Source organism: Promicromonospora alba, assembly GCF_042654905.1.
Lineage (GTDB): Bacteria > Actinomycetota > Actinomycetes > Actinomycetales > Cellulomonadaceae > Promicromonospora > Promicromonospora alba.
Genome location: NZ_JBHSFI010000010.1, coordinates 18,935 through 45,018, shown reverse-complemented (window position 1 = coordinate 45,018; position 26,084 = coordinate 18,935). Strand labels below are relative to the sequence as shown.

The 26,084-nt window shown below is 71.4% G+C and carries 18 protein-coding genes; 15 read left to right on the top strand and 3 right to left on the bottom strand.

All coding sequences use genetic code 11. The annotated features are described in order from the left end of the window. Positions 1-30: 30 nt before the first annotated feature. The 6 genes from ACFO6V_RS27075 (at position 31) to ACFO6V_RS27050 (ending at position 8,521) form a co-directional block, all read left to right on the top strand. Entirely contained in the window at positions 31-1,194 is a 1,164-nt protein-coding gene (locus ACFO6V_RS27075; protein WP_377141988.1) for a ThiF family adenylyltransferase, read from the top strand. 127 nt (positions 1,195-1,321) lie between these two features. Beyond that, positions 1,322-3,487: a PhoX family protein gene (locus ACFO6V_RS27070; protein ID WP_377141985.1), complete on the top strand. Its 2,166-nt coding sequence runs from the start codon at positions 1,322-1,324 to the stop codon at positions 3,485-3,487. Between the two features lie 184 nt (positions 3,488-3,671). Next, positions 3,672-4,955, top strand: coding sequence for a cysteine desulfurase family protein (locus ACFO6V_RS27065; RefSeq protein WP_377141982.1), 1,284 nt, complete (start codon positions 3,672-3,674; stop codon positions 4,953-4,955). Next, positions 4,955-6,226, top strand: a complete 1,272-nt coding sequence (mnmA, locus tag ACFO6V_RS27060; RefSeq protein WP_377141979.1) for a tRNA 2-thiouridine(34) synthase MnmA — start codon at positions 4,955-4,957, stop codon at positions 6,224-6,226. Before ACFO6V_RS27065 ends, mnmA begins: the two co-directional genes overlap by 1 nt. A gap of 40 nt (positions 6,227-6,266) precedes the next feature. Next, positions 6,267-7,304: a uroporphyrinogen decarboxylase/cobalamine-independent methonine synthase family protein gene (locus ACFO6V_RS27055; RefSeq protein WP_377141976.1), complete on the top strand. Its 1,038-nt coding sequence runs from the start codon at positions 6,267-6,269 to the stop codon at positions 7,302-7,304. Between the two features lie 182 nt (positions 7,305-7,486). Next, positions 7,487-8,521 (top strand): hypothetical protein, encoded by a 1,035-nt coding sequence (locus ACFO6V_RS27050; protein WP_377141974.1) that lies wholly within the window; start codon positions 7,487-7,489, stop codon positions 8,519-8,521. 120 nt (positions 8,522-8,641) lie between these two features. Here ACFO6V_RS27050 and ACFO6V_RS27045 read toward each other — a convergent pair whose 3' ends face one another. Next, positions 8,642-10,807, bottom strand: a complete 2,166-nt coding sequence (locus ACFO6V_RS27045) for a prolyl oligopeptidase family serine peptidase (RefSeq protein WP_377141971.1) — start codon at positions 10,805-10,807, stop codon at positions 8,642-8,644. Positions 10,808-11,128: 321 nt separating this feature from the next. Here ACFO6V_RS27045 and ACFO6V_RS27040 point away from each other — a divergent pair, with 321 nt between their 5' ends. The 5 genes from ACFO6V_RS27040 to ACFO6V_RS27020 all read left to right on the top strand — a co-directional run bounded on the left by ACFO6V_RS27040 (position 11,129) and on the right by ACFO6V_RS27020 (position 15,527). Next, positions 11,129-12,802 carry an ATP-binding protein gene (locus ACFO6V_RS27040; protein ID WP_377141968.1) on the top strand — a complete coding sequence of 558 codons (1,674 nt, stop codon included), beginning with the start codon at positions 11,129-11,131 and terminating at the stop codon, positions 12,800-12,802. Next, entirely contained in the window at positions 12,799-13,212 is a 414-nt protein-coding gene (locus tag ACFO6V_RS27035) for a roadblock/LC7 domain-containing protein (protein ID WP_207775687.1), read from the top strand. Before ACFO6V_RS27040 ends, ACFO6V_RS27035 begins: the two co-directional genes overlap by 4 nt. A 110-nt stretch (positions 13,213-13,322) precedes the next feature. Next, the gene (locus tag ACFO6V_RS27030) at positions 13,323-13,676 is read left to right on the top strand and encodes a DUF742 domain-containing protein (RefSeq protein ID WP_275005546.1); all 354 of its coding nucleotides are present in this window, start codon (positions 13,323-13,325) and stop codon (positions 13,674-13,676) included. Beyond that, positions 13,657-14,268 carry a GTP-binding protein gene (locus tag ACFO6V_RS27025; RefSeq protein WP_432895983.1) on the top strand — a complete coding sequence of 204 codons (612 nt, stop codon included), beginning with the start codon at positions 13,657-13,659 and terminating at the stop codon, positions 14,266-14,268. The genes ACFO6V_RS27030 and ACFO6V_RS27025 overlap by 20 nt, the downstream gene beginning before the upstream one ends. Further along, on the top strand, positions 14,265-15,527 hold the full coding sequence (locus ACFO6V_RS27020; protein WP_377141964.1) for a cytochrome P450 family protein: 1,263 nt from the start codon (positions 14,265-14,267) through the stop codon (positions 15,525-15,527). The genes ACFO6V_RS27025 and ACFO6V_RS27020 overlap by 4 nt, the downstream gene beginning before the upstream one ends. Before the next feature lie 109 nt (positions 15,528-15,636). On the opposite strand, the gene ACFO6V_RS27015 is transcribed toward ACFO6V_RS27020, so the two are convergent. Further along, a complete protein-coding gene (locus ACFO6V_RS27015) occupies positions 15,637-17,142 on the bottom strand; it encodes a flavin-containing monooxygenase (protein ID WP_377141961.1) in 1,506 nt (501 codons plus the stop codon). Positions 17,143-17,298: 156 nt separating this feature from the next. On the opposite strand from ACFO6V_RS27015, the gene ligA reads away from it, so the two are divergent. Then, positions 17,299-19,710, top strand: a complete 2,412-nt coding sequence (gene ligA, locus ACFO6V_RS27010; RefSeq protein ID WP_377141959.1) for an NAD-dependent DNA ligase LigA — start codon at positions 17,299-17,301, stop codon at positions 19,708-19,710. Positions 19,711-19,764: 54 nt separating this feature from the next. Here the strand turns inward: ligA and ACFO6V_RS27005 are convergent, their stop codons facing one another. Then, positions 19,765-20,385, bottom strand: a complete 621-nt coding sequence (locus tag ACFO6V_RS27005; protein ID WP_377141956.1) for a TetR/AcrR family transcriptional regulator — start codon at positions 20,383-20,385, stop codon at positions 19,765-19,767. Positions 20,386-20,506: 121 nt separating this feature from the next. Here ACFO6V_RS27005 and ACFO6V_RS27000 point away from each other — a divergent pair, with 121 nt between their 5' ends. From ACFO6V_RS27000 to ACFO6V_RS26990, 3 genes are all read left to right on the top strand, one after another. Then, positions 20,507-21,619, top strand: coding sequence for a hypothetical protein (locus tag ACFO6V_RS27000; protein WP_377141954.1), 1,113 nt, complete (start codon positions 20,507-20,509; stop codon positions 21,617-21,619). Continuing rightward, positions 21,616-22,935 carry a methyltransferase family protein gene (locus ACFO6V_RS26995; RefSeq protein ID WP_377141952.1) on the top strand — a complete coding sequence of 440 codons (1,320 nt, stop codon included), beginning with the start codon at positions 21,616-21,618 and terminating at the stop codon, positions 22,933-22,935. Before ACFO6V_RS27000 ends, ACFO6V_RS26995 begins: the two co-directional genes overlap by 4 nt. A gap of 76 nt (positions 22,936-23,011) precedes the next feature. Further along, positions 23,012-26,050, top strand: a complete 3,039-nt coding sequence (locus ACFO6V_RS26990; protein WP_377141950.1) for a 3-keto-alpha-glucoside-1,2-lyase-like domain-containing protein — start codon at positions 23,012-23,014, stop codon at positions 26,048-26,050. The last annotated feature ends 34 nt before the right edge of the window (positions 26,051-26,084 follow it).

The following is a 26,084-nucleotide window of genomic DNA, read 5'->3' as shown; positions in this document are numbered from 1 at the left end:
GACGAGCAGTAGTCGTGGTGGAATGGCGTGATGAAGCGGTTTCCGCCACAGGTCGCGCCCGTCCAGGGCCACCTGGCGCCGGACGAGCGCCGCCGGGTCGCGCGGCACCTCCTGCTCGATGGGTTCGGGCTGACCGCGCAGGAACGCCTCGCCGCGTCGCGTGTGGTGGTGGTGGGCGCCGGCGGCCTCGGGTCCCCGGTGCTGCAGTACCTCGCCGCGGCCGGGGTGGGCACCCTCGGCATCGTTGACGACGACGTCGTCGAGGCCTCCAACCTGCAGCGGCAGGTGCTGCACTCTGTGGCCGACGTCGGACGCGCCAAGACGGCGTCGGCCGCCGACGCGCTGCGCGGGCTCGCCCCGTCGGTGGAGGTGGTTGCGCACTCGGAGCGGCTGACCCGCGACAACGCCGCGGCGATCCTCGGCGGGTACCACCTGGTGGTCGACGGTTCGGACACGTTCGAGACGCGTTACGCCGTGTCCGACGCCGCCGCGAGCCTCGGCCTGCCCGTCGTCTGGGGCACCGTGCTCGGCTGGGACGGCCAGGTGAGCGTCTTCTGGTCGGCGGCTCCCGACGGGAGGGCGATCACCTACCCCGACGTGTTCGGTCCGCAGCCGCCCGAGGGGGAGTCGTGCGCGACAGTGGGCGTGCTGAGCCCGGCGTGCGGCGTCGTGGGCTCGACGATGGCGGTCGAGGCCGTCAAGGTCCTGACCGGCACCGGTGATCCGGCGCTGGGCCGGCTGCTGGCGTACGACGCGCGCACCTCGGCGTGGGACACGATTGAGCTGGCCGCGCCGCCGTCGGGCCCGGACCCCGCGGCCGTCGAGACCGCAGAGACCGTAGCGGCGTCCGCGGCCGTGGAGGGGGTTGCGCTCGCGCCGTCCCCGGGGCCCGCGGTGGTTTCCGAGACGTCCCCGTCGCCGACCGCGGGCCAGCCCGGGCCGCCGTCCGCCCGCCCTGAGCTGCCCGGGGTGCTGCTGCTCGACGTCGGGCTGCGGCCAGGTGCGGTGCCCGGCGCGGTGTTCGCCCGGCTGGAGGATCTGGCGGCCGGCAACCTGCCGCCGGAGCTGCTGGACCATCCCCTCGACGGGCCAGTGGTCGTGGTGTGCGAGCGCGGTCTGCGGTCGCGCGGTGCGGAGCAGCTGCTGCGCGCCGAGGGGTGGCGCGACGTCACGAGCCGCGCCATTCTCGGGTGAAGCGGACCCGACCCACCTGCTGGACACGTCCCGTTCATCTGGACGTACCGGACCTTTGGTGGGCGAGACACCGCCTGCTCCTAGGTTGACGACGACCTACCCCCCAGCACCGACCGGAGAACCTCCGATGACGATCGCCCCTGAACACCGCACGCTGCTGACGGTGCAGACGCACGCGCGCGGCAAGCGCAGCCCCGTCACGTGCCGCCTCAAGTGCAACGACGCGTGCCTTCACCCCGCTCCGAACGAGAGCGCCAACGAATACTTCAAGGACGTTGTGAGCTCGGTGCTGTCGCGCCGCGCGATGCTCGGCACGCTGGCGGTCGCCGCCGGCGCCGTGGTGATCGGTGCGCAGGGAGTCAGCGCGCCGTCCGCGGCCGCCGCGACCCTGCCCGAGGGGCGCTTCCCCGGCCACGGCGGGCGCGGCCTGGCCTTCGGTGCGATCGACCCGCAGCCCGTCGACGTCGACGCGCTGGTCGTCCCCGAGGGCTACACCTGGGACCCGATCATCCGCTGGGGCGACCCGATCCTCCCGGGCGGGCGCACGTTCGACCCGAACAACCAGTCGCCGGAGCAGCAGGCCAAGCAGTTCGGCTATAACTGCGACTACCTCGACATCCTGCCGTTCGACGTCGGCGACGAGCGCCGCGGCACCCGCGGCCTGCTCGTCTCGAACCAGGAGTACACCAACGCGGCGATCATGTTCCCGCCGACGGAGAAGTACTGGGAGAAGGACGCCGCAGGCAACGTCACCACGACGAAGAACGCCTACGCCCGCGCCATCGAGCGCGCCGCGCACGGTATGGCCGTCGTCGAGGTCCGCCGCAAGGCGCCGGGCAAGCCCTGGAGCTACCAGCGGATCAGCCCGTTCAACCGCCGGATCCACCTCGACACGGAGTTCGTCGTCGACGGGCCGGCCGCCGGCTCGGACCTGCTCAAGACGTCCGCGGACCCGACCGGCACGCGCGTGTTCGGCACGATGAACAACTGCGCCGGCGGAACCACGCCGTGGGGCACCGTCCTGTCGGGCGAGGAGAACTTCAACGGCTATTTCAAGGCCGCCGGAGTCAACCCGGCCGCCGACGCCCGCTACGGCATCGGCTCGACCACCAGCTACGGCTGGGAGGCCGACGACCCGCGCTTCGGTGGCGGTGCCGGGTTCGAGAACGAGGCCAACCGCTTCGGCTGGATCGTCGAGCTCGACCCGCACGACCCGTCCGCCGCGCCCGTGAAGCACACCGCCATGGGCCGGTTCAAGCACGAGGGCGCCAACGTCACCCTGTCCTACCGCGGCCACGCCGTCGCGTACATGGGCGACGACCAGGCGTTCGACTACGTCTACAAGTTCGTCTCCAAGGACCGCGTGGCCAAGGGCGACTCCCGCTGGGCCCGCAAGCACAACAAGACGCTGCTCTCGGAGGGCGACCTGTTCGTCGCCAAGTTCACCGGCGACTCGCCGGCCGCCGAGATCGACGGCTCGGGCGCGGTCCCGTCCGACGGCGCCTTTGACGGCACCGGCGAGTGGCTGCCCCTCGTGCAGAACGGCCGGAGCAAGGTGCCCGGCATGTCCGTCGAGGAGGTGCTGGTCTACACGCGCATGGCCGCCGACAAGGTCGGCGCCACCAAGATGGACCGCCCGGAGGACGTCGAGATCAGCCCGGTCACGGGCCGCATCTACGTGGCGTGCACCAACAACTCCGGCCGTACCCCGACCAACACGGTCGAGGGCGCCACCGAGCCCAACCCGCGCACCCACAAGGTCGTCGGCGGCGTCACCAACACCGGCAACCGCGACGGCCACGTGGTCGAGATCATCCCCTCGGGCGACCAGACCTCGACCCGCTTCACGTGGAACCTGCTGCTCGTCGCGGGCGACCCCGCAGTCGAGGGCACGTACTTCTCGGGCTACCCCAAGGAGCGCGTCTCGCCGATCTCCTGCCCCGACAACCTCGCGTTCGACGCCGAGGGCAACCTCTGGATCTCGACCGACGGCGCGCCGAGCTCCAACGCAATCCAGAAGTGCGACGGCCTGTTCAAGGTGCCGGTCTCGGGCCGCGAGCGCGGGCACGTGCAGCAGTTCCTCTCGGTGCCGGCCGGCGCCGAGACCTGCGGCCCGCTCGTCGACTCCCGCGACGGCATGGTCTACGTCAACGTGCAGCACCCGGGCGAGGACGGGACGTTCGCCGCGCCGCAGTCGTTCTTCCCCGACTACGTGGCCGAGGGCGTCACCCCGGAGGCCGGCGACTTCCGCGGCCCGCGCCCGACGGTCGTCCAGGTCTACCGCAAGCGCTGACCACCACTCCTGATCGCCGAGGTAGAGCGTGTGTCCGGACACCCGCTCTACCTCGGCGTCACCCTTTTGCCGAAGTAGAGCGAGTGTCCGGACACACGCTCTACTTCGGCGGTCCCGGACGCGCGAGTCCGTGCAGCGTCACACCTTGGGATGCGATTCGGGGCTCGCGGCGTTCGTAGACTTGATGACCGTGACCACTCCGCCTCCCGTTCCCGCACGCACGCCGCTCACGGCGAGCGGTGCGCACGGCGAACCGCCCCGTGAGCCGGACGGCGCATACCTCGACCACGCCGCGACCACACCCATGTCGGCCGCGGCGCTCGCGGCGTTCGTCGCCGAGGCGCAGCGCACCGGCAACGCGTCGTCGCTGCACTCCGCGGGGCGCACGGCACGGCGCGCCGTCGAGGAGGCGCGGGAGACGCTCGCGAAGTCCCTGGGCGCACGGCCGAGCGAGGTCATCTTCACGTCGGGCGGCACCGAGTCGGACAACCTGGCGATCAAGGGCATCTTCTGGGGACGCCGCGCACAGGACACGCGCCGCTGCCGGGTCCTCGTCTCCGCCGTCGAGCACCATGCCGTGCTCGACCCGGCGTTCTGGCTGGCCGGCCACGCGGGCGCCGAGATAGTGCTCCTGCCGGTCGACGGCGAGGGCCGGCTCGACCTCGACGCCCTGCGCGCCGAGCTCGCCGCCCACGCCGACGAGACGGCACTGATCAGTGTCATGTGGGCGAACAACGAGGTGGGTACGCTGCAGCCGATCCGCGACGTCGTGCGCGCGGCGCGCCCATACGGCATCCCCGTGCACACCGACGCCGTCCAGGCCGTTGGCCAGGCGGAGGTGTCCTTCACCGACTCCGGCGTGGACGCCATGACCGTCAGCGGGCACAAGCTGGGCGGCCCCGTGGGCGTCGGCGCCCTCCTCGCGAAGCGCGACCTGGCCCTCGACGCGGTGCTGCACGGCGGCGGCCAGGAGCGCGGCGTGCGTTCCGGGACGCTCGACACGGCGTCGATAGCGGCCTTCGGCGTCGCCGCACGCCATGCCGTCGAGTGCCTGCCGGAGCGTGCCGCCCGGCTGTCCGCCCTGCGCGACGACCTCGTCGCCCGCGTCCGCGTCGCCGCACCCTCCGCGGTGCTGCGCGGCCCCGAGCCGGCGTCGGGCGACCGGCTGCCCGGCAACGCACACTTCACGTTCCCCGGCGCCGAGGGCGACTCCCTGCTGTACCTGCTGGACTCGGCAGGGGTGCAGGCGTCCACCGGTTCGGCCTGCCAGGCCGGAGTGCCCCAGCCGTCGCACGTGCTGCTCGCCATGGGCGTCCCCGAGGCGGAGGCCCGCGGCGCCCTGCGGTTCACGCTCGGCGCCACGTCCACCGAGTCCGACGTCGACCGGCTCGCCGCCGCGCTGCCCCACGTGGTCGCCCGGGCACAGGCCGCGGGCCTGGTGTCCGGCCGTTCGATCGGAGGCATGTGATGAGGGTGCTCGCAGCGATGTCGGGCGGCGTGGACTCCGCGGTCGCCGCGGCGCTCGCGGTCGAGGCGGGGCACGACGTCGTCGGCGTGCACATGGCGCTGTCCCGCAACCGGGACCAGTTCCGCACGGGTTCGCGCGGGTGCTGCTCCATCGAGGACGCCGGCGACGCCCGCCGCGCGGCCGACATGCTCGGTATCCCGTACTACGTGTGGGACCTGTCCGAGCGGTTCGAGGACACCGTCGTGGCCGACTTCCTGTCGGAGTACGAGGCCGGCCGCACCCCCAACCCGTGCGTGCGCTGCAACGAGCACATCAAGTTCGAGGCCCTGCTCGACAAGGCGACGGCCCTCGGGTTCGACGCCGTCGCGACGGGTCACTACGCGCGCATCGAGACCCGCGAGGTGACGCTGCCCGACGGCGGGCTGCGCGCCGTGCGCGAGCTGCACCGTTCGCCCAACGACGCCAAGGACCAGTCCTACGTGCTGGCGGTCGCGGGGCCGGAGCGGCTCGCGCGCGCGATGTTCCCGCTGGGCGGGTTCGCGTCCAAGGACGAGGTGCGCGCCGAGGCCGCGAAGCGCGGCCTGTCGGTCTCCGCCAAGCCCGACTCCTACGACATCTGCTTCGTGGCGGACGGCGACACCCGCGGCTTCCTGCAGTCCCGCCTGGGCTCGCGCCCGGGCTCCGTCGTGGACACCGACGGCGAGGTCGTGGGCGAGCACGACGGCGCCTACTCGTTCACCGTCGGCCAGCGCAAGGGGCTCGGGCTCGGGCGGCCCGCCGCCGACGGAAAGGCGCGGTACGTCGTCGACGTGCAGCCCGCGACGAACACCGTGGTGGTGGGACCCGCCGAGCTGCTGAGCGTGGACCGGATCGCGGGGGAGAAGGCCCTGTGGTTCGACGGCGTCCTGGCTCCGGCGTCGGTGGTCGAGCCCGTGTCGTTGACCGAGCCTGTCGACACCCCCGGCGTCGTCCCGGACGCGGACGGCTGGTTCACCGCCGAGGTCCAGGTCCGCGCGCACGGCGCGCCCGTCCCGGCGCGGGTGCGGTCAGTCGCGTCGGCGGATGGCGCTTATGGTGACGACGTCGCGGAAGGCGAGCGGCCGGCGTCGTCGGACGGACCCCACTGGCCCGCGAACGCCATGGAGATCGAGCTGACCGGGGCGCCCCTCCGGGGTGTCGCGCCGGGCCAGTCGGTGGTCGTGTACCGCGGGACGCGGGTGCTCGGCCAGGCGACGGTCTCCCGCGCCTGGCGGGCCCCCGTGCCGCGTTAGGCAGCGCCGCGAGCCCTGCATATCTGAACAAGGAGAGCTGATGACCGCTGTGACCGGACACGGGCCGTGGCCCGGAGGCGAGCGCGACGTGCTCGAGGTGCAGCAGATGGCCCTGGGCGAGCTGGCCGAGCTGCCGACCGGCGTCGATGCGCTGCCGTTCCTGACGCAGCTGACGCAGCGCGGTCCGGGCGCAGATGCCCTCGGGCGGACGGCGGTGCGGCTCGCCGAGATGCCCGTCGAGCTGGGGCCCCACGGCTGGAAGCTCACCGACCGACCGGGGATCGACGCGCGGCGGGCCGACACGTTCTGGCGCGAGGACCTCGGGGCGCTCGCCGTCGCGGCGCACGGCCACACGGGTCCGCTGACCGTGGAGATGCTGGGGCCCTGGACGCTGGCGGCCCAGCTCTGGTCGGCCCGCGGGGACCGCGTCCTTGCGGACACCGGAGCGCGCGCGGACCTGGGCCTCGCGCTCGGCGAGAGCCTGCGCACGCTCGTCGCCGACATCGTCGCCCAGGTCCCCGGCGCCGAGGTGACCGTGCAGCTCGCGGAACCGCTGCTCGGCCAGGTGCACGCTGGCGTGCTGCCCACGTTCTCCGGGTTCTCGCGGCTGCGGGCGGTGGCGGGGCCCGAGATCGTCGAGGGCCTGGAGCCCGTGCTCGCTGCCGTGCGGGACGTCGGCGCGCGCTCCGTCGTCCACCTGGGCAGCACCTGGGTCGGTGTGCCGGCGGTGGTCCTCGCCGGTGCCGACGCGCTGGGCCTCGACCTGGCCGACATCGGGCCGGGCGGCTGGAACGAGCGGGCCTGGGAGCTGCTGGCCCGCGCGACGGAGCGCGGGACCAGGCTCTGGGCGGGGCTGCCTCCGGCGGAGGTCTCGCAGTGCGCGGGGCCGGCACTCGGCACGCTCGCCGACCTGGTCGCCGTCCCGTGGCGGCGGATCGGCCTGCCCGCCGCGCAGCTCGTCGAGGTGACGCTCCTGGCGGCGCACCGGAGGTCGCTCGGCTCGACGGACGCCCATCGCGCGGAGCTGGCCAACCTGGGCCGGGTAGCGGAGACCCTGTCGGAGAAGGCCGAGGCGTAACCCCTGCTCTACCTCGGCATCGATGTGTCCGTGAAGTAGAGCGTGCGTCCGGACGTCGTCGTCCCGTCGCACAAACCGGTTCGCGACCCGATCGCCGTCGTTCCAGGGCCTGGAGCGCAACCACAGGCCGTACGTTTTCCACAGCTCGGTCCAGCCTGCCTCCGGTCACACATGCTCCCTTGGTGAGACGAGCCGAGTACGCAGAAAACCTGCGACGAATAGCAGACCTCCAGCGATCCGCCGCGGACGGGTCGCTGGTCACGTCCCGGATGTACTCCGCAGATCGAGAGACCGAGCCGGAGGTTCCGGCGAAGATCGGGTACTCCGCGCGGGACCGACGGCGCCTCGCGGAGCGCGTGCGGCGCGGGGACCTGGAGCGGATCAGACCAGGTGTACTCATGGTGCCGATCGATGACGGTCTGCGACCGCACGAAGTATCCGAGCTCGTGACGCTACGCACTGTGCGGGCCGTGGTCGAGCGCTCCCGCTCGTCCCTCTGGGTAAGTCATCAGACTGCCCTGCTCCTGCACGGCTGTTGGACGTTTCGGAGCGGCACGGCAGTCCACGTGACACATCTCAGCAACCCGAACATCGACCATGAGCACGAGACGGACGTCGTTCGGCACTGGACGAAGCTGCCGGACCGCGACCGGTCCACCGTGAGCGGGATTCCGGTCACGACGCTGGAGCGGAGCTTGGTCGACTCGATCAGGTCACTGAAGCCCGACAGTGCGCTCGTTGCTGCAGATTCCGCCTTTCGGCGTGGCGCGAGCACCGTTCTCGTCCAGCGCATCGTCGCTGAGTCCGTCGGAAAGCGCGGCGTCGTCCAAGCACGTGAGACGTTGCGCCGTGCAGATCCGCGTTCGGGCTCGCCCGGGGAGTCGATCGTCCGGGCGGCCATGCATCGCGCGAGGGACGTGAATCCGTCTCTTCAGATCCCGGTCAAGACTCGGATCGGGACGTTCTGGGTCGACGTCGGGTGGCCAGATCTCAAGGTCGGTTTCGAGTTCGACGGGGCGGTCAAGTACTCCGGCGGCGCGTTCGGCGACCCGGAGCTGGCCCAGCGAGAGAGGGCTCGCAGAGTGCGCGCACTCGAGGAGGCGGGCTGGCTGATCTTCGAGGTGAAATGGGCGGACGTCGGAGATCCGGCGAGACTCGACGCCCTGGTGTACGACGCGTTCCTGCTCGGGCTCGCACACATGCGCCGCGTCGGCTGAACCCGCCCGGACACTTCCTCTACTTCGCGAACAGAACGACGCCGAAGTAGAGCGGGTGTCCGAAGCGGACCGCGAGGTAGAGCGTGCGTCCAGACACACGCTCTACTTCGCGGATGGGCGTCAGGCCGTCAGGCGGTTCCAGAGGAACGTCCAGTGGGTGGCCGCCATGTACGCCGCCTGGGCGTTGTTGGCCGCCCCACCGTGGCCGCCCTCGATGTTCTCGTAGTACGTCACGTCCTTGCCCGCGGCCAGCATGAGCGCCGCCATCTTGCGGGCGTGGCCGGGGTGCACCCGGTCGTCCTTGGTCGACGTCGTGAACAGCACCGGCGGGTAGTCCCGCGCCGCGTCGAACAGGTGGTACGGCGAGTACCTCTGGAGGAACTCCCACTCGTCGGTGTCCGGGTCGCCGTACTCGGCCATCCAGGACGCTCCCGCGAGCAGGTGGGAGTACCGCTTCATGTCCAGCAGCGGGACACCCACGATGATCGCCCCGAACAGCTCCGGGTACTGCGTCAGCATGTTGCCGGCGAGCAGCCCGCCGTTCGACCGGCCCTCCATCCCCAGCTGCGCCGGGACCGTGATGCCGCGCGCGACGAGGTCACGAGCTACTGCCGCGAAGTCCTCGTACGCGTGGTGCCGGTTCTCCTTCAGGGCGGCCTGGTGCCAGGCCGGCCCGTACTCGCCGCCGCCGCGGATGTTCGCCACGGCGTAGACCCCGCCCCGCTCCAGCCACGCGCGTCCGACGGTGCCCGAGTACCCGGGCAGGATCGCGTGCTCGAACCCGCCGTAGCCCCACAGCAGGGTGGGCGCCGGCCCGGCCTCGCCCGAGACGAGGTCCGCCCGGCCGACGACGAAGTACGGGACCCGCGTGCCGTCGTCCGACTCCGTGAACTGCTGACGGACCTCCATGCCGGCCGCCTCGAAGTACGACGGCGCCGACTTGAGCACCTCGGGCGCCGCCGCCGTCTCGCCGGGTCCGGCGACCGTGGTGCGGCCCAGCGTCGACGGCGTCAGGTAACCGGTGGTGACCACCCAGACGTCGTCGGAGTCGACGACGTCCACCGCGCCGACCCCGACCGTCAGCAGCTCGCCGCCCACGGGGAGCTCGGAGCGCGCCCACTCGCCGCCCGGAGTGGCCGCCGTGGGCGGCGTCAGCACGTGCAGCAGGTTCTTCACGTCGTCGAGCACGTTGAGCACCAGGTGGTTCCGCGTCCAGGTGATGCCCGCGAGCGACGTCGTCGGCGTCGGCTCGAACAGGACCGTCAGGTCGCGCGACCCGGCCATGAAGCCGTCGAAGTCGGCGGCGAGCAGGGAGCCTGCGCGGTAGGTCACCTTGCCGAGCGTCCAGTCGTCGCGCAGGCGCACCATCATCCACTCGCGGTGCAGGCCCACGTTCGCCGAGTCCGGCACGTCGATCTTGGTGAGGGTCTGCTCGGGCGTGCCCGCGTTCGTCGCCAGGTACGTCTCGTTCGCGTAGAAGCGCAGCGCGCGGTGCACCAGGTCCCGCTCGAAGCCCGGGGTGTGCGACCGGGACGCGCTGATGTACATGTCCTGGTCGGTGCCCTCGTAGACGACGGTCGCCTCGGCCAGGGGAGTGCCGCGCAACCACCGCTTCACCTGCCGCGGGTAGCCCGACGGCGTCATCGTGCCCTCGCCGAAGTCCGTGTACACGTAGACCGTGTCCGCATCGATCCAGGACAGCCCGCCCTTGGCCTGGGCACGCACGAAGCCGCCGTCGCTCTCGGGCACGAACTGCTTGGTGACGAGGTCGAACTCGCGCGTCACGTCGGAGTCGGACCCGCCGGGCGACAGGTCGACCAGCGCGTGCCGGCGCGGCTCGCCCGCCGCGAGCTGCTCCGGCGTCGGGCGCAGGACGCTCGCGCCGTGCCAGACCCAGCTCTCGCCCTCCGCCGCCGCGAGGGCGTCGAGGTCGAGGACCGTCTCCCACTCGGGGTCGTCGGTGCGGTAGGAGTCGAGCGTCGTGCGGCGCCACAGGCCGCGCTCGTGCTCGGCGTCCTGCCAGAAGTTGTAGTAGTGCTCGCCGACCTTCGAGACGTGCGGGATCTTGTCGTCCGAGTCGAGGACCTCGCGCACCGCACGCTCGGTCTCGGTGAAGGCGGGACCGCCGAGGACCTGGGCGCTGTGCGCGTTGCGCTCGCGGACCCAGCTCAGGGCGGTGTCTCCGTCGACGTCCTCGAGCCATGCGAACGGGTCGGTGGCGGTGGGGTCCAGCGGGGTGTCCGGGAGAGCGGTTCGGGGGGCGGTCTGGGTGTGCTCGGCGCTCATGGAGAGCACCCTACGCGGCCGGTCACGGCTGCGGCCGTCGGTGGGCCGCATGCCTCGGGCCGGAGGAGTCGTGCCCGGTTTGTACAGTATTGTGCGGCTATTGCGCTACGGGGCTGCCATATTCCTCAGTGGCACATATTTTCGCTGGTCGCACCACGGTCGTGCCCTTCCACGCGTGGGACGCCCTGTGGTAGAAACTGCACTCCAGGGGGTTGTTCGCCCCTCCAGCCGAGTTCGTGGAGCAAGCCGCGGTAATTGCCGTGTCCCGCCTTCCCAAACTCTGACGAGACAACTATTAGGGGGATCGGCTCGGTGAGCTCGATGTCTTCTTCTCCTCCGCCGAGCAGGCTGCGCCAGGTCGCACCTTGGGTGTGCGTCGCCGGCGTGCTTGCCTATGTACTCGTAGCACCAGTCCTGTTCACCGCCACCGGGGCCTCGTCCACGTGGCCCGCATGGCTCGTCGGCATCGCCGCCGTCGGGCTCGCGGTGGCGGCCGCGCTGATCGCCGCGCGGTCCTCTCGTGACGACCTCGCCGCGCACGAGGACCTGGTCCTGGCACACCGCCGGGCCGAGGAACGTGCGGACGCGGCGTCCCGGGCGCTCGACGCCCTGGCGAACGAGCAGCTTCCCGCGTTCCTCGACAGCGAGCCCGCCCCGCCGCTCCCGCACCTTCCGGGTGACGCGGGTGCCCAGGCTCGTCTGGACGAGGCCGCCGCCATGCTCGCCCGGGTGCAGGAGGAACGTGTCGCTCGTCGCGACGCCGTCCAGGTCGCAGTGGTCGCCCTGAGCCGCAAGGTCCAGGCCGCCGCGCACCGCATCCAGGAGGAGGCGGCGCGCATGGTCCAGCGTCACCCCACCGACCCGGACATCCTGCAGACGTCGATGCGCGTCGACCACGCCGCCGCTCAGCAGGCCCGTCAGGCGCAGAGCCTCGCGGCGCTGTGCGGCGAGTGGCCGGGCCAGCAGTGGAGCGAACCGCTCCCGCTGCCCGACGTCGTCAAGGGCGCCGCCAGCCGGATCACGGCGTTCCACCGGGTCGAGGTGTCGGGTGACCCCGGCGTCGCCGTCTCGGCGCGCATCGTCGAGCCGCTCATCCACCTCGTGGCCGAGCTGCTGTCCAACGCCACGCAGTCCTCCCCGCCCACCACGCAGGTGCTCGTCTCGCTGCGCCAGGTGCAGCGCGGCGCGGTCGTCGAGATCGACGACTGCGGTGTGGGCCTCGACCTCAAGCAGCTCGAGCAGGCGCGCGACATCGCCTCCGGGAAGCGCGAGATCAGCATCACCGAGCTGGGCGAGATCCCGCAGACCGGCCTGGCCGTCGTCGGTACCTACGCGCGGCGCCACGGCTTCCGCGTGGACGTCACCGAGTCGGTGTACGGCGGCCTCCGCGCCATCGTCATGATCCCGGCGGAGCTCACCGAGGCAGTGGTGCCGTCGGGCATGCTCACGCCCGCAGCGACGCTGCCCAGCGCCGGCTCCCACACCAGCGGGGCCTCCGCACTCGGATCCCGTCGCAGCGCCACCGCAGTCGCCGAGGCACCGCTCGTGACCGAGCTGCCCAGCGCAAAGCCCGCGGACGACGACGAGTGGCCCGCACCCGCGGCGCCCGACCCGGCGACCGTGGTTCCCGTCGAGCCGCTGAGCGCGCCCGGCGTCGTGGTCGACGAAGAGGAGGAGACGCCCGTGGCCGGAGCCCCGGTGCAGGCCCCTGGCGAGCTGCCCCTGCGTCCTGGGCGAGCACGCCCCGAGGACGACGAGTTCCCCGAGCCGTCTGCGCTCCCGCAGCGGCGATCGCGCCGCGGAGAGGCGGAAGCGACCGACGACCGGACCAAGACCACGGAGCCCCGTACCGAAGCTCCTGGTCCCGCTCAGACGGCCGAGGAGGCCGGTGAGTGGATGGGTGCCTTCTTCAGCTCGACCGAGGCGCAGTTCGGGGACTCACCAGACAGCAGCGAACCGCCGGCTGGAGCCGGTGGACCTTCGGAGGACCGATGACTACGCACGCCGACGGCATGACCAGCACTGACGGTAATAGCTGGATGCTCGAGCTCATCAGTGGTGTACGGGGGGTCAAGCATGTAGTCGTGCTCACCTCCGACGGCCTGATGAAGGTTCGGACGGACCAGACCCCGCTGGACGTGGCCGACAAGGTAGCGGCGGCTTGCGCCGGACTTGTGGCGCTGGGGATGGGAATGAGCAGGGAGTTCGGGAACAGCGAGACGATCCGCCAGGTGATGGTTGAGTTCGACGGCGGATTCCTCTTCGTGCGGGGCGCCGGTGACGGTTCGCGGCTCGCGGTCGTCACGGAGACGGTGATCGACCCGGCGCTGATTGCCCAGCAGATGCAGGCCCAGGTCCTCATGATCGGGGAGCGCACCCTGGGCACGGAGCGGATCTCCAGCTGACCCCGCCCCAGGCACCATTTCGGAAAGCACCACCCGAGCCTCGTGAGGCTTGGCCGTACCAGGCACCACCAGCTCGACCGATACCTGACCGACCAACAGGGGGCGAGGGGATGGACACCGAGGAGTACCGCGATCACCCGGTGCGCTCGTACGTGCTCACCTCGGGGCGGGCGCACCCGTCGCGCAACACGCTGCGCCCGGAGACACTTGTACGTGCGGTGGAGAGCCGGCCAGTGCTCTCGACGGCGAGCCGGCTGGAGCGTGAGCTGGTCGAGCTGTGCCGCGGCACGCTCGCGCTGGCCGAGGTGGCTGCCTACCTGCAGCTGCCCGTGAGCCTCGTGGCGGTCATGGTCTCGGACCTGGTCGACACGGGGAACCTGACGATTCGTTCCAACCACCAAGCGCACGTCCTGCCCGGCAAGGACATCCTGGAGAAGATTCTCGATGGACTCCGCAAGCTCTGACCGCCCGGCGCCCGGGCAGCACCTGGCACCGACCGTTGCGCGGTCGGTCAAGGTGCTGGTGGTGGGCGCCTTCGGCGTGGGCAAGACGACGCTGATCGGTGCGGTGAGCGAGATCGACCCGCTGCGCACCGAGGAGCGCATCACCACGGCGAGCGTCGGCATCGACCCGGGGCAGCCGAACAAGGAGACGACGACGGTCGCGATGGACTTCGGTCGCATCACCGTGACCGACGACATCGCCCTGTATCTGTTCGGCACCCCGGGTCAGCGCCGCTTCTGGGACCTGTGGGCGGGCCTGGCCGACGGCGCCGTCGGTGCGCTGGTCATGATCGACACCCGGCACCTCGAGGACAGCTTCGAGGTGCTGGACCAGCTGGAGCTGCGGACGAAGATCCCGTTCGCGGTGGTCGTCAACCAGTTCCCGGACTCGCCGAACTATCCGCTGGAGCGGGTCCGCGCCGCGCTGGACCTGCTGCCCGAGACGCCGATCGTCGAGTGCGACGCACGCGACCGGCAGTCCGCCGTACTCACCCTGATCACCCTCGTCGAGCACGCGATGACGTTCCCGGTGTTCCAGAAGGTCAACGCGTGACACTCGCCAACAGACTGCACCTCCGGCTGGAAGACATCTCGGACCGGATGCAGCTGTCGGAGATCACGTCGGCCCGGGATCCGCACAAGCTGTACGAGCAGCTCCGTGACGAGTGGGGCCCGGTCGCGCCGATGGATCTCGAGCCCGGCGTCCCCGCCTGGCTCGTCCTGGGGTACGACGAGGCGAGCAGCGTGATGCGCAACGAGCTGCTGTTCTCCCGCAACTCCCGCAACTGGCGCTACGTCCAGGAGCGGTCCCTGCCCGACGACTCGGGGGTCTTCGCCGCGCTGGCGCCGCGCGAGAGCGCGTACTACCTGGACGGCATGCAGCAGCGCCGGCTGCGTGCCCCGCTCGACGACGCCCTGGGCGCCATCGACGAGAAGCGTCTCGCCCGTACGGTCGCCGTGACGTGCGAGGCGATCATCGACCGGCTGATGCCCCGCGGCGAGGCGGACCTGGTCAAGGACTACGCCGTGGCGGTCCCCGTGATGGTCATGACCGAGATGTTCGGCATGAGCCTGTCCGACGGGAACCGGATGCACGAGCTCACCGAGGCGGTCTACGCGGGCCGGGAGCGGGCGCGCGCCGCCGCGATGGAGCAGGAGAACCTGCTGGCCGTGCTCGTGGCGACGCACCGGGCCGAGCCGGGCGAGGACCTGACCACCGCCCTGGTCAACCATCCGAACCACGAGAACGACGTCGAGGTGATGGCCTCGATCGGCGTGATGTTCAGCCTGGGGCACGACGCCGAGATCGCCTGGATCGCGAGCACACTGCACATGATCTTGACCGACCCGGCCTTCGCCGCCCGGGTTCGGCGCGGCCGGCTCGACCTGGACGACGCCCTGGACGAGGTGTCCCGGCGCAACCCGCCCGCCCCGCACGTGCTGCCCCGGTTCGCCCGGCAGGACTGCGAGCTGGGCGGACGCCGGATCGCGTACGGTGACGCCCTCGTCCCTGCCGTCGCCGCCGCGAACGCCGACCGGGCGATCCGGACCGACGACCCGTGGGAGGAGCTGGGCAGCCGGTTCCACCTGACCTGGGGTGCCGGCGCGCACGCGTGCCCCGCCCACCGGATCGGGCCGCTCATCGGCCGGATCGCCGTGGACACCCTGCTGCGCCGGATCCTCGACATGGAGCTGTCGGTCCCGGCGGACTCGCTCAAGATGTCGGCCTCGCCGTGGTCGCGCTACCCGCGCAAGCTGCCCGTCCGGTTCACGACACCGCTGACCGAGGGCGGCCCGCGCGCCGAGCGCTGACCGCCTGCGTCACCGCCGGTCGAGCTCGTCGAGACCGCCCACCGGTGATCAAGCCCCACCGCCGGTCGGGCCTGTCGAGACCCCTCGACAGGCCCGACCGACGTAGGTCTCAGGACTCCGCGGCCGCCCGCTCCTTGACCTTCTCCTTGAGCCGCGGCACCACGTTCTTGTAGACCGCCGGGTTGATCGGCAGGAGCCACTGGATGGTCTGGGCGGTGGAGCTGATGTTCACGCCGGCCTCGTCGAGCGTCTCGTCGATCTGGTGCATCGAGAACGGGATGACGTTGGTGCCGCGGGCGTGCTTCCCGCCCGTGCGCTTCTCCATCCACGCCACGCGCTCGGCCACGTGCTTGCGCCGCTCCTCGATCGGCGGCAGCTCGACGACGCCGGCCAGGTACGCGGCGATCCAGATCGCGCCGGCCTCGGCGGACAGCGGCGAGAACAGCGACGAGTTGTAGCCGGCGAAGGTCAGGTTCGGCACGCCCTCGGGCAGGATCTGGCGGTAGAGCTGGTAGTTGCCCTGGTCGTCCACCAGGCGGGCGGCGATGGTGTCGTCGAGGAACGGCACGCGCTGGTGGAACCCGGTACCGCAGACCACGAGCTCGGCCGGGATCCGGGCGCCGTCGCTCAGCACGGCCACCGGGTGGTCGCCCTCGACCTCGAAGCGCTCGATCTCGGTGTCGCGGTGGACCTTGATGGTCCCGTCGGCGACCTGCTCGTAGAACCCGTCGGTGGACAGCGACACCGTGCTGTTGGCGATGTCGGCGAACTCGCCGTGCGGGACCAGGCCGAGCTTCTTGAGCTTGAACTGCCACGTCGCGACGGATCCGATGCTCGAGAGCATGCCCGCACGTACCTTGTCCCCGGGGCCGTGCAGGAAGCGCTCCATGCTGTTGGGCAGCTCCTGGTAGCGGAACAGCGCCTCGCCGAGGCGGGACAGCAGCAGGTACTTCATGTTCAGGGTGCTGGCGATGCGCTTCGGCATCTTCCACAGCAGGCGCCGGGCCACGACGGTGGTGGACTTGGCCACCTGGCCGATCTCGGCGGCGACGTCGCACGCCGACTTGCCGTACCCGACGACCACCACGTGCTTGTCGCGGGCGTCGTCCAGCGTGTTGAGCTGGCTGGAGGCGACGAGCTTGCCGCCGGCGCGGACGAGGTCGGCGTACCCCTCGTACTGCGGGAAGACCGGGTCGGAGAAGATCCCGTTCGCGACCACCAGGTGGTCGAACCGCTCGGGCGCGGAGACCGGGGCGCCGATGCGCCGCGCGGTGATCATCCAGCCGTCCTCGGCGTCGGTCAGCTCGGCGCGGACGACCTCGGTGGCGAGCCGCAGGACAGGGCGCAGCTCGAACTTCGCGACGTAGCGCTCGAGGTAGGCCTGGACCTGCTCGCCGGTGGGCCACTCGGGATAGTCCCGGGGCATCGGCAGGTCCGAGAAGGCGTACGAGTCCTTGTTGTTCTGCGTCCGGAGGCCCGAGTACCGGCGGGTCGCGCTCCACACCCCGCCGACGTCCGGCGCCTTCTCGAAGACTGTGACGTCGTGCTCGAACTCGCGGAGGATCTTCGCGGTAGCCAGTCCTGCGAAACCGGCACCGACGACGGCGATCTTCAAGGGGCCCCTGCTCTCAGTAGATTTCCGGCATTTTTCACGAATGGTAGCGGTGTCGGACCCTGTGCGATAGGGGTCGATCGAGGCGAATGCCCAGGTCGGCTGACCTTTCGGAACAGGGTCCGGCGACACGCCACTCGAATGTCAGTGGTTCAGTCCATGATTGTGTCTGTGAGCGAGACGACAGGCATCCCGGAACGTGAAGAAGCCACGAGCGACGAGGCCACCGCACAGCGGCGGTGGGCCGAGCTGGTGGCCGGGATCGAGGAGGACCGGCGGGCGTACTACGAGAACGACGCACCGAAGTCGTCGGACGCCGACTACGACATGCGGCTGCGTGAGCTGGAGGAGCTCGAGGCGGCCCACCCCGCCCTGGTGACGCCGGACTCGCCCACGCAGAGTGTCGGCGGCGTGGCGACGGCGGGGTTCGTCACGGTCGAGCACATCGAACGCATGCTCTCGCTCGACAACGCGTTCAGCACCGACGAGCTTGCCGTGTGGGCGGAGAAGGTCAACCGTGACCTCGGCACGGACCGTCCGGGGCTGCTGTGCGAGGTCAAGATCGACGGCCTGGCGATCTCCCTGGTCTACGAGAAGGGGCGCCTGGTGCGCGGCGTCACGCGCGGCGACGGGCGAGTCGGCGAGGACGTGACCCGCAACGTGCTGCGGATCGCCGAGATCCCCCAGACCCTCACCGGCGAGGGGCACCCCGACGTCGTCGAGGTGCGGGGCGAGGTGTTCATCCCGGTCGCCACCTTCGCGCGGCTCAACGAGCTGCAGGCCGAGCTGCGCGAGCGGGCGGTCGAGGACGCACGCGAACGGTCCGCACGGAGCACCGGCGGCAAGGAGTTCGACGTCGAACGAGCGCGTATCGCAGCGCTCCGCCGGTTCCCGCAGTTCGCCAACCCGCGCAACGCCGCGGCAGGTGGCCTGCGGCAGCTGCTGGAGAACAAGGACGGGCTCGAGCTGGAGGCGGGTCTCGCCCGCGTGGAAGGCCTGCGCATGTACGCGCACGGTGTGGGGGCGCTGCAGTGGCAGGAGGGCGAGCACGCGGAGCTGGAGCGGCAGTCCGACGCCTACACCCTGTTCGAGCAGTGGGGCATCCCGGTCTCCCCGCACAACCGGGTGGTCGACGGCCTGGACGGGGCACTCGAGATGATCGAGTACTTCCGCGAGCACCGGCACGACATCGAGCACGAGCTCGACGGGATCGTCCTCAAGGTCGATGCCCTCGCGCGGCAGCGCCGGCTCGGGTCCACCAGTCGTGCGCCGCGCTGGGCCATCGCGTTCAAGTACCCGCCGGAGGAGGTCAACACGCGCCTGCTCGCGATCCAGGTCGGTGTGGGCCGTACCGGCCGGGCTACCCCGTACGCCGTCATGGAGCCGGTGAAGGTCGCGGGCTCCACGGTGCGTCAGGCGACGCTACACAACCAGGACGTGGTGCGGGCCAAGGGCGTGCGTATCGGTGACGTCGTGGTGCTGCGCAAGGCGGGTGACGTCATCCCGGAGATCGTCGGGCCGGTGTCCGCCCTGGCCGACGACGGCTACCCGCGCGAGGAGTTCGTCATGCCCGCGGAGTGCCCGGAGTGCGGCACGCCGCTGCGCGCCATGAAGGAGGCCGACGTCGACCTGCGCTGCCCGAACGCGGAGTCGTGCCCGGCCCAGGTACGCGGGCGCGTCGAGCACATCGGTTCGCGCGGCGGCCTCGACATCGAGGTCCTCGGTGAGGTCACCGCCGCGGCGCTCACGCAGCCCGACGTGCCGGAGACCCCGCCCCTGGTCACCGAGGCCCAGCTGTTCTCCCTCACGCTCGACCAGCTCCTGCCCATCGAAGCGGTGGTCCGCGATGCGGACACCGGCCTGCCCAAGATGGACGACGACGGCGTCGTGCGCCGGCGGACCCCGTTCCGGCGCAAGCTGTCGTACAGCAAGGCGCAGCGCGCCGCGGCCGAGGAAGCCGGTGAGACCCTGCCCGAGTGGGCGCCGTCGGCCAGCGCGACGAAGCTCCTCGAAGAGCTGGAGCGCGCCAAGACGAAGGAGCTGTGGCGCAAGCTCGTCTCCCTGAACATCCGGCACGTCGGGCCGGTGGCGGCGCGGGCGCTCGCGGGCTGGTTCGGTTCGGTGGACGCGATCGAGGCCGCGTCGGAGGAGGAGCTGGCAGCGGTCGACGGCGTCGGCCCGGTGATCGCTGCCGAGATCAAGGAATGGCTCACGGTGGACTGGCACCGGGAGATCCTCGCGGCATGGCGCGCGGCGGGTGTCGAGCTCGCCACGCCGGGGCATCCGGGACCTGCCGCGATGGCGGAGGCCGACACCGGGCCCACCGGCCCGCTCGCCGGCCTGACCGTGGTGGTGACCGGTTCGCTGGAGGACTTCACGCGCGACGGCGCCAAGGAGGCCATCATCGCCGCGGGAGGCAAGGCCTCCGGCTCGGTCTCGAAGAAGACCGACTACGTGGTGCTGGGGGAGAACGCCGGCACCAAGGCGGCCAAGGCGGAGGCCCTGGAGATCCCGACCCTGGACGAGGACGGTTTCAAGAAGCTGCTGGAGGGCGGTCCCGAGGCGCTGTGAGCCGTCCGGTCGTAGCCGGCCCGGTCGACGGGCCGGCCACTCACCCCCGGTCCGTCAGCGGCGGCCCGGGAGCCGCATGGTGAGCAGCTTCGCCTGCGGCGCGAGCCGAGCGGCGAGGGCGAAGACGCCGTCGGTGCGCTGCCGGTCGGGGTCGATCACCGAGAACAGGTTCACGCCCAGGTAGAACGTGATCGCGGCGTCGGCGACGTCGCGCGCGGGCAGGAGCTTGCCCAGCGGCGTCCCGCCGACGACGCGTTCCCACTGCTCGGCGACGAAGCCGACCCAGGGCTCGGCGCGCACGCTGATCTCCGCCCGCAGCGCCGGCTTGGTGACGGCGGCCGCGACGAGCTCGCCGAACTGGGCGAGATACCCGCGCTCCAGGTCGGTGCGGTAGATGGTGGTCGCTGCCTCGACCAGCTCCTCGACCGTGCGGGCCTTCTCTGCCGTGGCGCGGTGCAGCGCCATGCGTTCCTCGGTGGCTCGGTCGAGCGCCGCCAGGAGCAGCTGGTCGACACCCCCGAAGTGGTAGAAGACCAGCGCCGAGTTGGCCTTGGCCGCCGTCGCGATGGACCTGGCCGACGCCCCGGCATAACCCTGCTCGCGCAGCACCTGGTCTGCCGCGTCCAGCAGCCGCCTGCGTGTGTCCTCGGCCGTCCCACGCCCTGTCTGGGCCATCACCGGCTCCTTCCGTCGTCGCTTGATCATATGCTTTAATCACCTGATTAAAGCGACTGATCAAATCGAGTGATCAACTCGACGATCAGATCGAGCGACGACAACCCGTGCGGCCCGCCGGGTGACGACCACGGAGGACGCCGTGCACGAGCCCACCAACGAGCCCACCAGCAAGCCGGCCGACGAGCCAACGCCCCCGCCCCGGGAGATCGACCCCGACCCCCGATGGCACGACCGCCGGGACCTGCGGTCCGATGCGCAGTGGGACGCCGATCCCGAGCCGCCCCGTGCCCCACGCCCTCCGCTGGCGCCCGAGGCCCGGCGCGCCCGGCTCCTGCTGGCTGGGATCGCCCTCGCGCTGTTCGCCGCCATGCTCGCGGCCAAGCTTCTCGACTCGGCGGGCGCGCAGCAGACCGCCCTCTTCTACGTGGGCATCCCGGCGGTCATCGCCCTCACCGTGATCCTCACCGCCCGGCCCAGGAGCGCCGTCGGTACCGCCCTGGCGACCACGACCGTGGGGCTCGCGCTCGCGGGTCCGCTCCTGGACGAGGGGATCGTGTGCCTGGTCATCGCGGCTCCGCTGTTCTACGGCATCGCGGCGCTCGTCGGCGGGATCGTCCAGAGGTTCCGCAACCATCGAGGGCGTGCGCTCGCGGCGGCGCCGCTGCTCCTCGTGCTGGTGGCCGAGGGGGTCGGCGGGTTCAGCCTGCTGCCACGGGAGGACGCCGGCGTCGCGACCGTCGTCGTGCAGGCGACGCCCGAGCAGGTGGCCGCCGCACTGGCCGCCCCGCCCGCCTACGGGGAGTTCGAGGCGCCGTTCCTGCGTGCCGTCCCGTTCCCTGAGCCGGTGTCCGCCATGGGGCACGGGCTCCGGGTGGGCGACGAGCGGCACGTGACCTTTACCCCGCGGCGCAGCCTCGGGATCAACGCGGGGACGACGCCGCGGGCGATGTCGCTGCGCGTCGCGCAGTCCCAGGTGTCCGACGGCGGGGGCCACCTGCGACTCGACGTCACCTCCGACACGACCCTGGCCCGCTGGATGGACCTGCACGCCGCCGACGTCACGTGGGAGGCGGCCGGTGCCGGCCGCACCCGGGTCACCTGGGCGCTGGAGTACACGCGCACCTTCGACCCCTCCTGGTACTTCGGCCCGATCCAGCACTACGCGTCAGGCCTGGCCGCCGAGTACCTGATCGACACGTTCGCGGCCACGGCGGAGCGGGCGGACGCATGACGGGCCTGCTCGACCCGGCCACGGCCGTCGTCGTCGTGCGCGGAGCGGCGGTGGCCGGACCGCTGCTGCTGGTGGTCGCCCTCTGCGTCTGGCGGACGCCGAGCCCACGCGCGGTCGGCGCCGCCGTCACAGCGACGGCGTGGGCCGCGCTCCTGCTCCTGCCGCTGAACGTCGCGGCGTCCTCGTTCGGCTGGTGGACGTTCCGCGCGACGGGTGCCGTCTGGTTCGGCGTGCCCGTCGACCTCTGGCTCGGTTGGTCGCTGCTCTGGGGAGCGGTACCCGCCCTGATCCAGAGCCGGCTCCGCACCGGGCCGGGCAGGGGGATCGGAGCTCTCGTGCTCCTGACCGCCGCCCTGGTCTGGCTGGACCTGGCGCTCATGCCGCTCGGTGAGCCGGTGGTCGTGCTCGGCGGTGCCTGGCTGGTCGGCGAGGCGCTGGGGGTCGCGACCGCCCTGGTGCCGGCACTGCTCCTGGCTCGCTGGACCCTGCGCCGCACCCACGTGGTGCTCCGGGCGTGGGGGCAGGCGGTCTGGGCCGGCGGACTGCTGCTCGCCCTCCCGGTGCTCGCCCTCTCGCCCGAGCCGCGCTGGCCCGCACCGGTCACGTCGATCGGCGTCCAGCTCACGCTGCTCGCCTGCCTGCCGGGCCTGGCCGCGATGCGTGAGCTCGCCGCCGTCGGTCACGGGACGCCCCTTCCGTACGACCCGCCGTCACGCCTGGTCGCCTCCGGGCCCTACGCGTACCTGCGCAACCCGATGCAGGCGGCCATCGCCGCCTCGTACGCGGGGCTTGCCCTGGCCTTCGGCGAGCCCGCCCTCCTCCTCGGCACCCTGGTCGCCGTCGGATACTCGGCAGGGCTGGGCGAATGGCACGAGGGGGAGCAGCTTCGGCAGGCGTTCGGGCCGCCGTACCGGGCGTACCGCGCCGCTGTGCGGCCGTGGCTGCCGCGGTGGCGTCCCGCGCCGGTGCTCCCGGCCGCGACGCTGTGGGTCGCCGCCGACTGCGTGGAGTGCACGGGCGTCGCCCGCTGGTTCGCGCACCGCAGCCCGGTCAACCTCGAGATCCGGCCGGCCGCCGACCACCCGGAGATCCTGTACCGCATCACCTACGAGGCGCCTGCCGTACGCGCGCAGGGCGTCGCCGCCGTCGCCCGCGCGCTGGCGCACGTACATCTCGGCTGGGCGCTCGCGGGCTGGGCGCTCGATCTCCCCGGAGTGCGCCACTTCGGTCAGCTGGGCGCCGACGCGTTCGGGGCAGGGCCGCGCCCGTCCCGCCCGGCAGCCTGCACGGCCGGGCGATTAATGGTGACCAGTTGACAACTTCTGCTTGACTACCGGCAGAAGTCCCTCGTAGGTTCGGGCCCGCAGGGTCAACGCCGACCGAGGAGTACTGATGAGACAACGTGGAACCAGAATCCGCGCGAGACAGGCAGCCGCAGGCGCGACTGCCGTAGCACTGACAGCGGTGATGCTGTCGGGAACCGTCCCCTTCGCGTCGGCAGCGGACGATCTGCCGCCGCAGGAACCCGGCGTCACCCTGAGGACCTACGATCTGGCACGTGACCTGAGCGAGCTGTGCACGCTCCGCTCCGGCCAGACGCCGAACGTGGACCAGCTCAAGCCGACCATCGACTACTCGACGGAGGCCGACTTCGGCATGGGCGAGCGCTTCATCGCGCACGCGCTCGCGAACCTGTCGGTGCCGTCCGCCGGGAACTACGAGTTCCGGCTCACCAGCGACGACGGCTCGCGGCTGGTGATCGACGACGCCGAGGTCATCGACAACGACGGCCTGCACGGCGCGGAGTCGAAGGAGGGCACCGTCGCTCTCGAGGCCGGGTTCCACGACCTGCGCGTGGAGTACTTCGACAACACCAACGACAACATCCTGCGGCTCGAGTGGCGCCCGCCGGGCACGGCGGACTTCGTCGTCGTCCCCGAGAGCGTGCTGAGCACCGAGGCCGGCGTCGTGCGCGTGACCGCCCCGGGCACCAAGTACTGCGAGGGGCAGGACGACACGGCCGGCGACGGCATGCGCCTGGACTCCGTGTACCCCGGCTACAGCCTGACGGACCTGCGCCCCGAGGGCTTCGAGCCCATGGTCGCCGGCCTCGACTGGACCGACGACGACCGCCTCGCCGTGCTCACGACCGGCTCGGTCAGCCCCGGTGGGTGGGTCGAGAACCCCGAGCCGGGTGAGGTGTTCCTGCTCGACAACGTGACCGGCGAGACCTCGAAGGATCAGGTGACCTACGAGAAGGTCGCCACCGACCTGTTCAACCCGCTGGGCATCGCCGTGATCGACGACTCGATCTACGTGTCGGAGCGCGACAAGCTCACCGAGCTCACCGACCCTGACGGGGACGGCTTCTACGACGACCACCGCACGGTGGCCGAGTGGCCCTTCGGCGGCAACTTCCACGAGTTCGCCTTCGGCCTGCTGCACGACGACGACTACTTCTACGTGAACCTGTCGGTCGCCATCAACAACGGCGGCGCCACCACGGACCCGCAGCCGGCCCCGAACCGCGGCACGGCCATCCGGGTCGACCGCGAGACCGGCGAGATCGAGTACGTGGCGGGCGGCCTGCGCACGCCGAACGGCATGGTCAAGGGCCCCGACGGCGAGCTGTTCGTGATGGACAACCAGGGTGCCTGGCTGCCCAGCTCCAAGCTCGTGCACATCGAGCAGGGCAAGTTCTTCAACCACTTCACCAACCCCGCCGGGCCGTTCGACGACCAGCCCGTCTCCGCACCGGCCCTCTGGGTGCCGCAGAACGAGATCGGCAACTCGCCGAGCGCTCCGGTGCAGCTGGAGGACGGCCCGTACGAGGGCCAGCTGGTGTTCGGCGACGTCACGTACGGCGGCCTCCAGCGCGGCTTCCTCGAGAAGGTCGAGGGCGAGTACCAGGGTGCGGTGTTCCGGCACTCGGCAGGCCTGGAGGCGGGCGTCAACCGCACCGTCGTCGGACCCGACGGCGCCATCTACGTCGGCGGTATCGGCGAGGGCGGCAACTGGAGCGAGCCGGGCAAGCTGCGCTACGGCCTGCAGAAGCTCACGCCCAACGGCGAGGACGCTTTCGACATGACCGAGATGCGGGTGACCAAGAAGGGCTTCGAGGTCGAGTACACGCAGCCGCTCTCCGCGGAGACGGTCGCGAAGATCGCCGAGGACCCGAACGCGGCGTTCCGGATGGACCACTGGCGCTACGTGCCGACCCGCAACTACGGCGGGCCGAAGATCGACGAGCGTCCGCTGTTCGTCGCGGGCGCCAAGGTCTCGCGCGACCGCACGAAGGTGACGCTCACCGTGGACGGCCTCGAGCCGGGACGTGTCGTGCACCTGCGTAGCCCGCGCCCGTTCGCGGACGCCGAGGGCCGCGAGCTGTGGAACACCGAGGCCTGGTACACGCTCAACGCGATCCCCGGCTACAAGGCTCCGGCCGAGCAGGGGTACCTGGAGGCGGAGGACGCCTCGCTGCGCGGCAGTGCGAACGTGGCCACCGAGCACAGCGGCTACTCCGGCTCCGGCTTCGCCGCCGGGTTCGGGCAGGTGGGCGCCTCGGCGACCTTCACCGCCGACGTCCGCCGCGGTGGCAACCAGCCCGTGAGCCTGCGGTACTCGAACGGACCCAATCCGTTCGAGGGCACCAAGACGGTGTCGGTGCTGGTCAACGGCCAGGAGGTCGAGCCGTGGGCGCTGGAGTCGACGGGTGACTGGAAGACGTGGGCGACGGCGACACGGGACCTGCCGCTCCGCAAGGGCGTCAACACGATCACGCTGCGCTACGACGCCGACGACGACGGCAACGTCAACCTCGACGTCCTCACTGTCGGCGGCATCCAGGACATCTGCCGGCCCGGGAAGTACGAGCGCGGCTACCGTGCCCTGTTCGACGGCACCACGGCGTCGCTGGACGGATGGCGTCTGGCGGGCGCGGGCTCGTTCGGCCGCCAGGCCGACTGCTCGATCCGGAGCACGGGCGGCATGGGGCTGCTCTGGCACACCGGCCAGGAGCTGGGCACGTACAGCCTCAAGCTGGACTGGAAGCTCGTGAAGGACGACAACGGCGGCATCTTCGTCGGCTTCCCGAACCCGGGGAACGACCCGTGGGTCGCCGTCAACCAGGGTTACGAGATCCAGGTCGACGCGAGCGACGAGCCCGACCGCACGACCGGGGCGATCTACACCTTCCAGGGTGCGGACCCGGACGCGGTGGAGCGGGCGCTGAAGCCCGTGGGCTCGTGGAACTCCTACGAGATCCGCGTGGTGGGGCAGAACATCAAGGTCCTGCTCAACGGGGTGCTGGTGAACGACTTCGACAGCACCGACCCCGCGCGCGACCTCGCTCAGGGGTACGTGGGTCTCCAGAACCACGGAGGCGGGGAGACGATCTACTACCGCGACGTCCGGGTCAAGGACCTGGGCTGACCCTGCCGGATCCGCGAAGTAGAGCGCCTGTCCG

Bases quoted from the DNA above. Each gene is read 5' to 3' on its own strand.
- ligA (WP_377141959.1), top strand. From the start codon at position 17,299: ATGATTGTGTCTGTGAGCGAGACGACAGGCATCCCGGAACGTGAAGAA.
- ACFO6V_RS26990 (WP_377141950.1), top strand. From the start codon at position 23,012: ATGAGACAACGTGGAACCAGAATCCGCGCGAGACAGGCAGCCGCAGGC.
- ACFO6V_RS27075 (WP_377141988.1), top strand. From the start codon at position 31: ATGAAGCGGTTTCCGCCACAGGTCGCGCCCGTCCAGGGCCACCTGGCG.
- ACFO6V_RS27055 (WP_377141976.1), top strand. From the start codon at position 6,267: ATGACCGCTGTGACCGGACACGGGCCGTGGCCCGGAGGCGAGCGCGAC.
- ACFO6V_RS27070 (WP_377141985.1), top strand. From the start codon at position 1,322: ATGACGATCGCCCCTGAACACCGCACGCTGCTGACGGTGCAGACGCAC.
- ACFO6V_RS27065 (WP_377141982.1), top strand. From the start codon at position 3,672: ATGACCGTGACCACTCCGCCTCCCGTTCCCGCACGCACGCCGCTCACG.
- ACFO6V_RS27030 (WP_275005546.1), top strand. From the start codon at position 13,323: ATGGACACCGAGGAGTACCGCGATCACCCGGTGCGCTCGTACGTGCTC.
- ACFO6V_RS27025 (WP_432895983.1), top strand. From the start codon at position 13,657: ATGGACTCCGCAAGCTCTGACCGCCCGGCGCCCGGGCAGCACCTGGCA.
- ACFO6V_RS27045 (WP_377141971.1), bottom strand. From the start codon at position 10,807: ATGAGCGCCGAGCACACCCAGACCGCCCCCCGAACCGCTCTCCCGGAC.
- mnmA (WP_377141979.1), top strand. From the start codon at position 4,955: ATGAGGGTGCTCGCAGCGATGTCGGGCGGCGTGGACTCCGCGGTCGCC.
- ACFO6V_RS27040 (WP_377141968.1), top strand. From the start codon at position 11,129: ATGTCTTCTTCTCCTCCGCCGAGCAGGCTGCGCCAGGTCGCACCTTGG.
- ACFO6V_RS27035 (WP_207775687.1), top strand. From the start codon at position 12,799: ATGACTACGCACGCCGACGGCATGACCAGCACTGACGGTAATAGCTGG.
- ACFO6V_RS27005 (WP_377141956.1), bottom strand. From the start codon at position 20,385: ATGGCCCAGACAGGGCGTGGGACGGCCGAGGACACACGCAGGCGGCTG.
- ACFO6V_RS26995 (WP_377141952.1), top strand. From the start codon at position 21,616: ATGACGGGCCTGCTCGACCCGGCCACGGCCGTCGTCGTCGTGCGCGGA.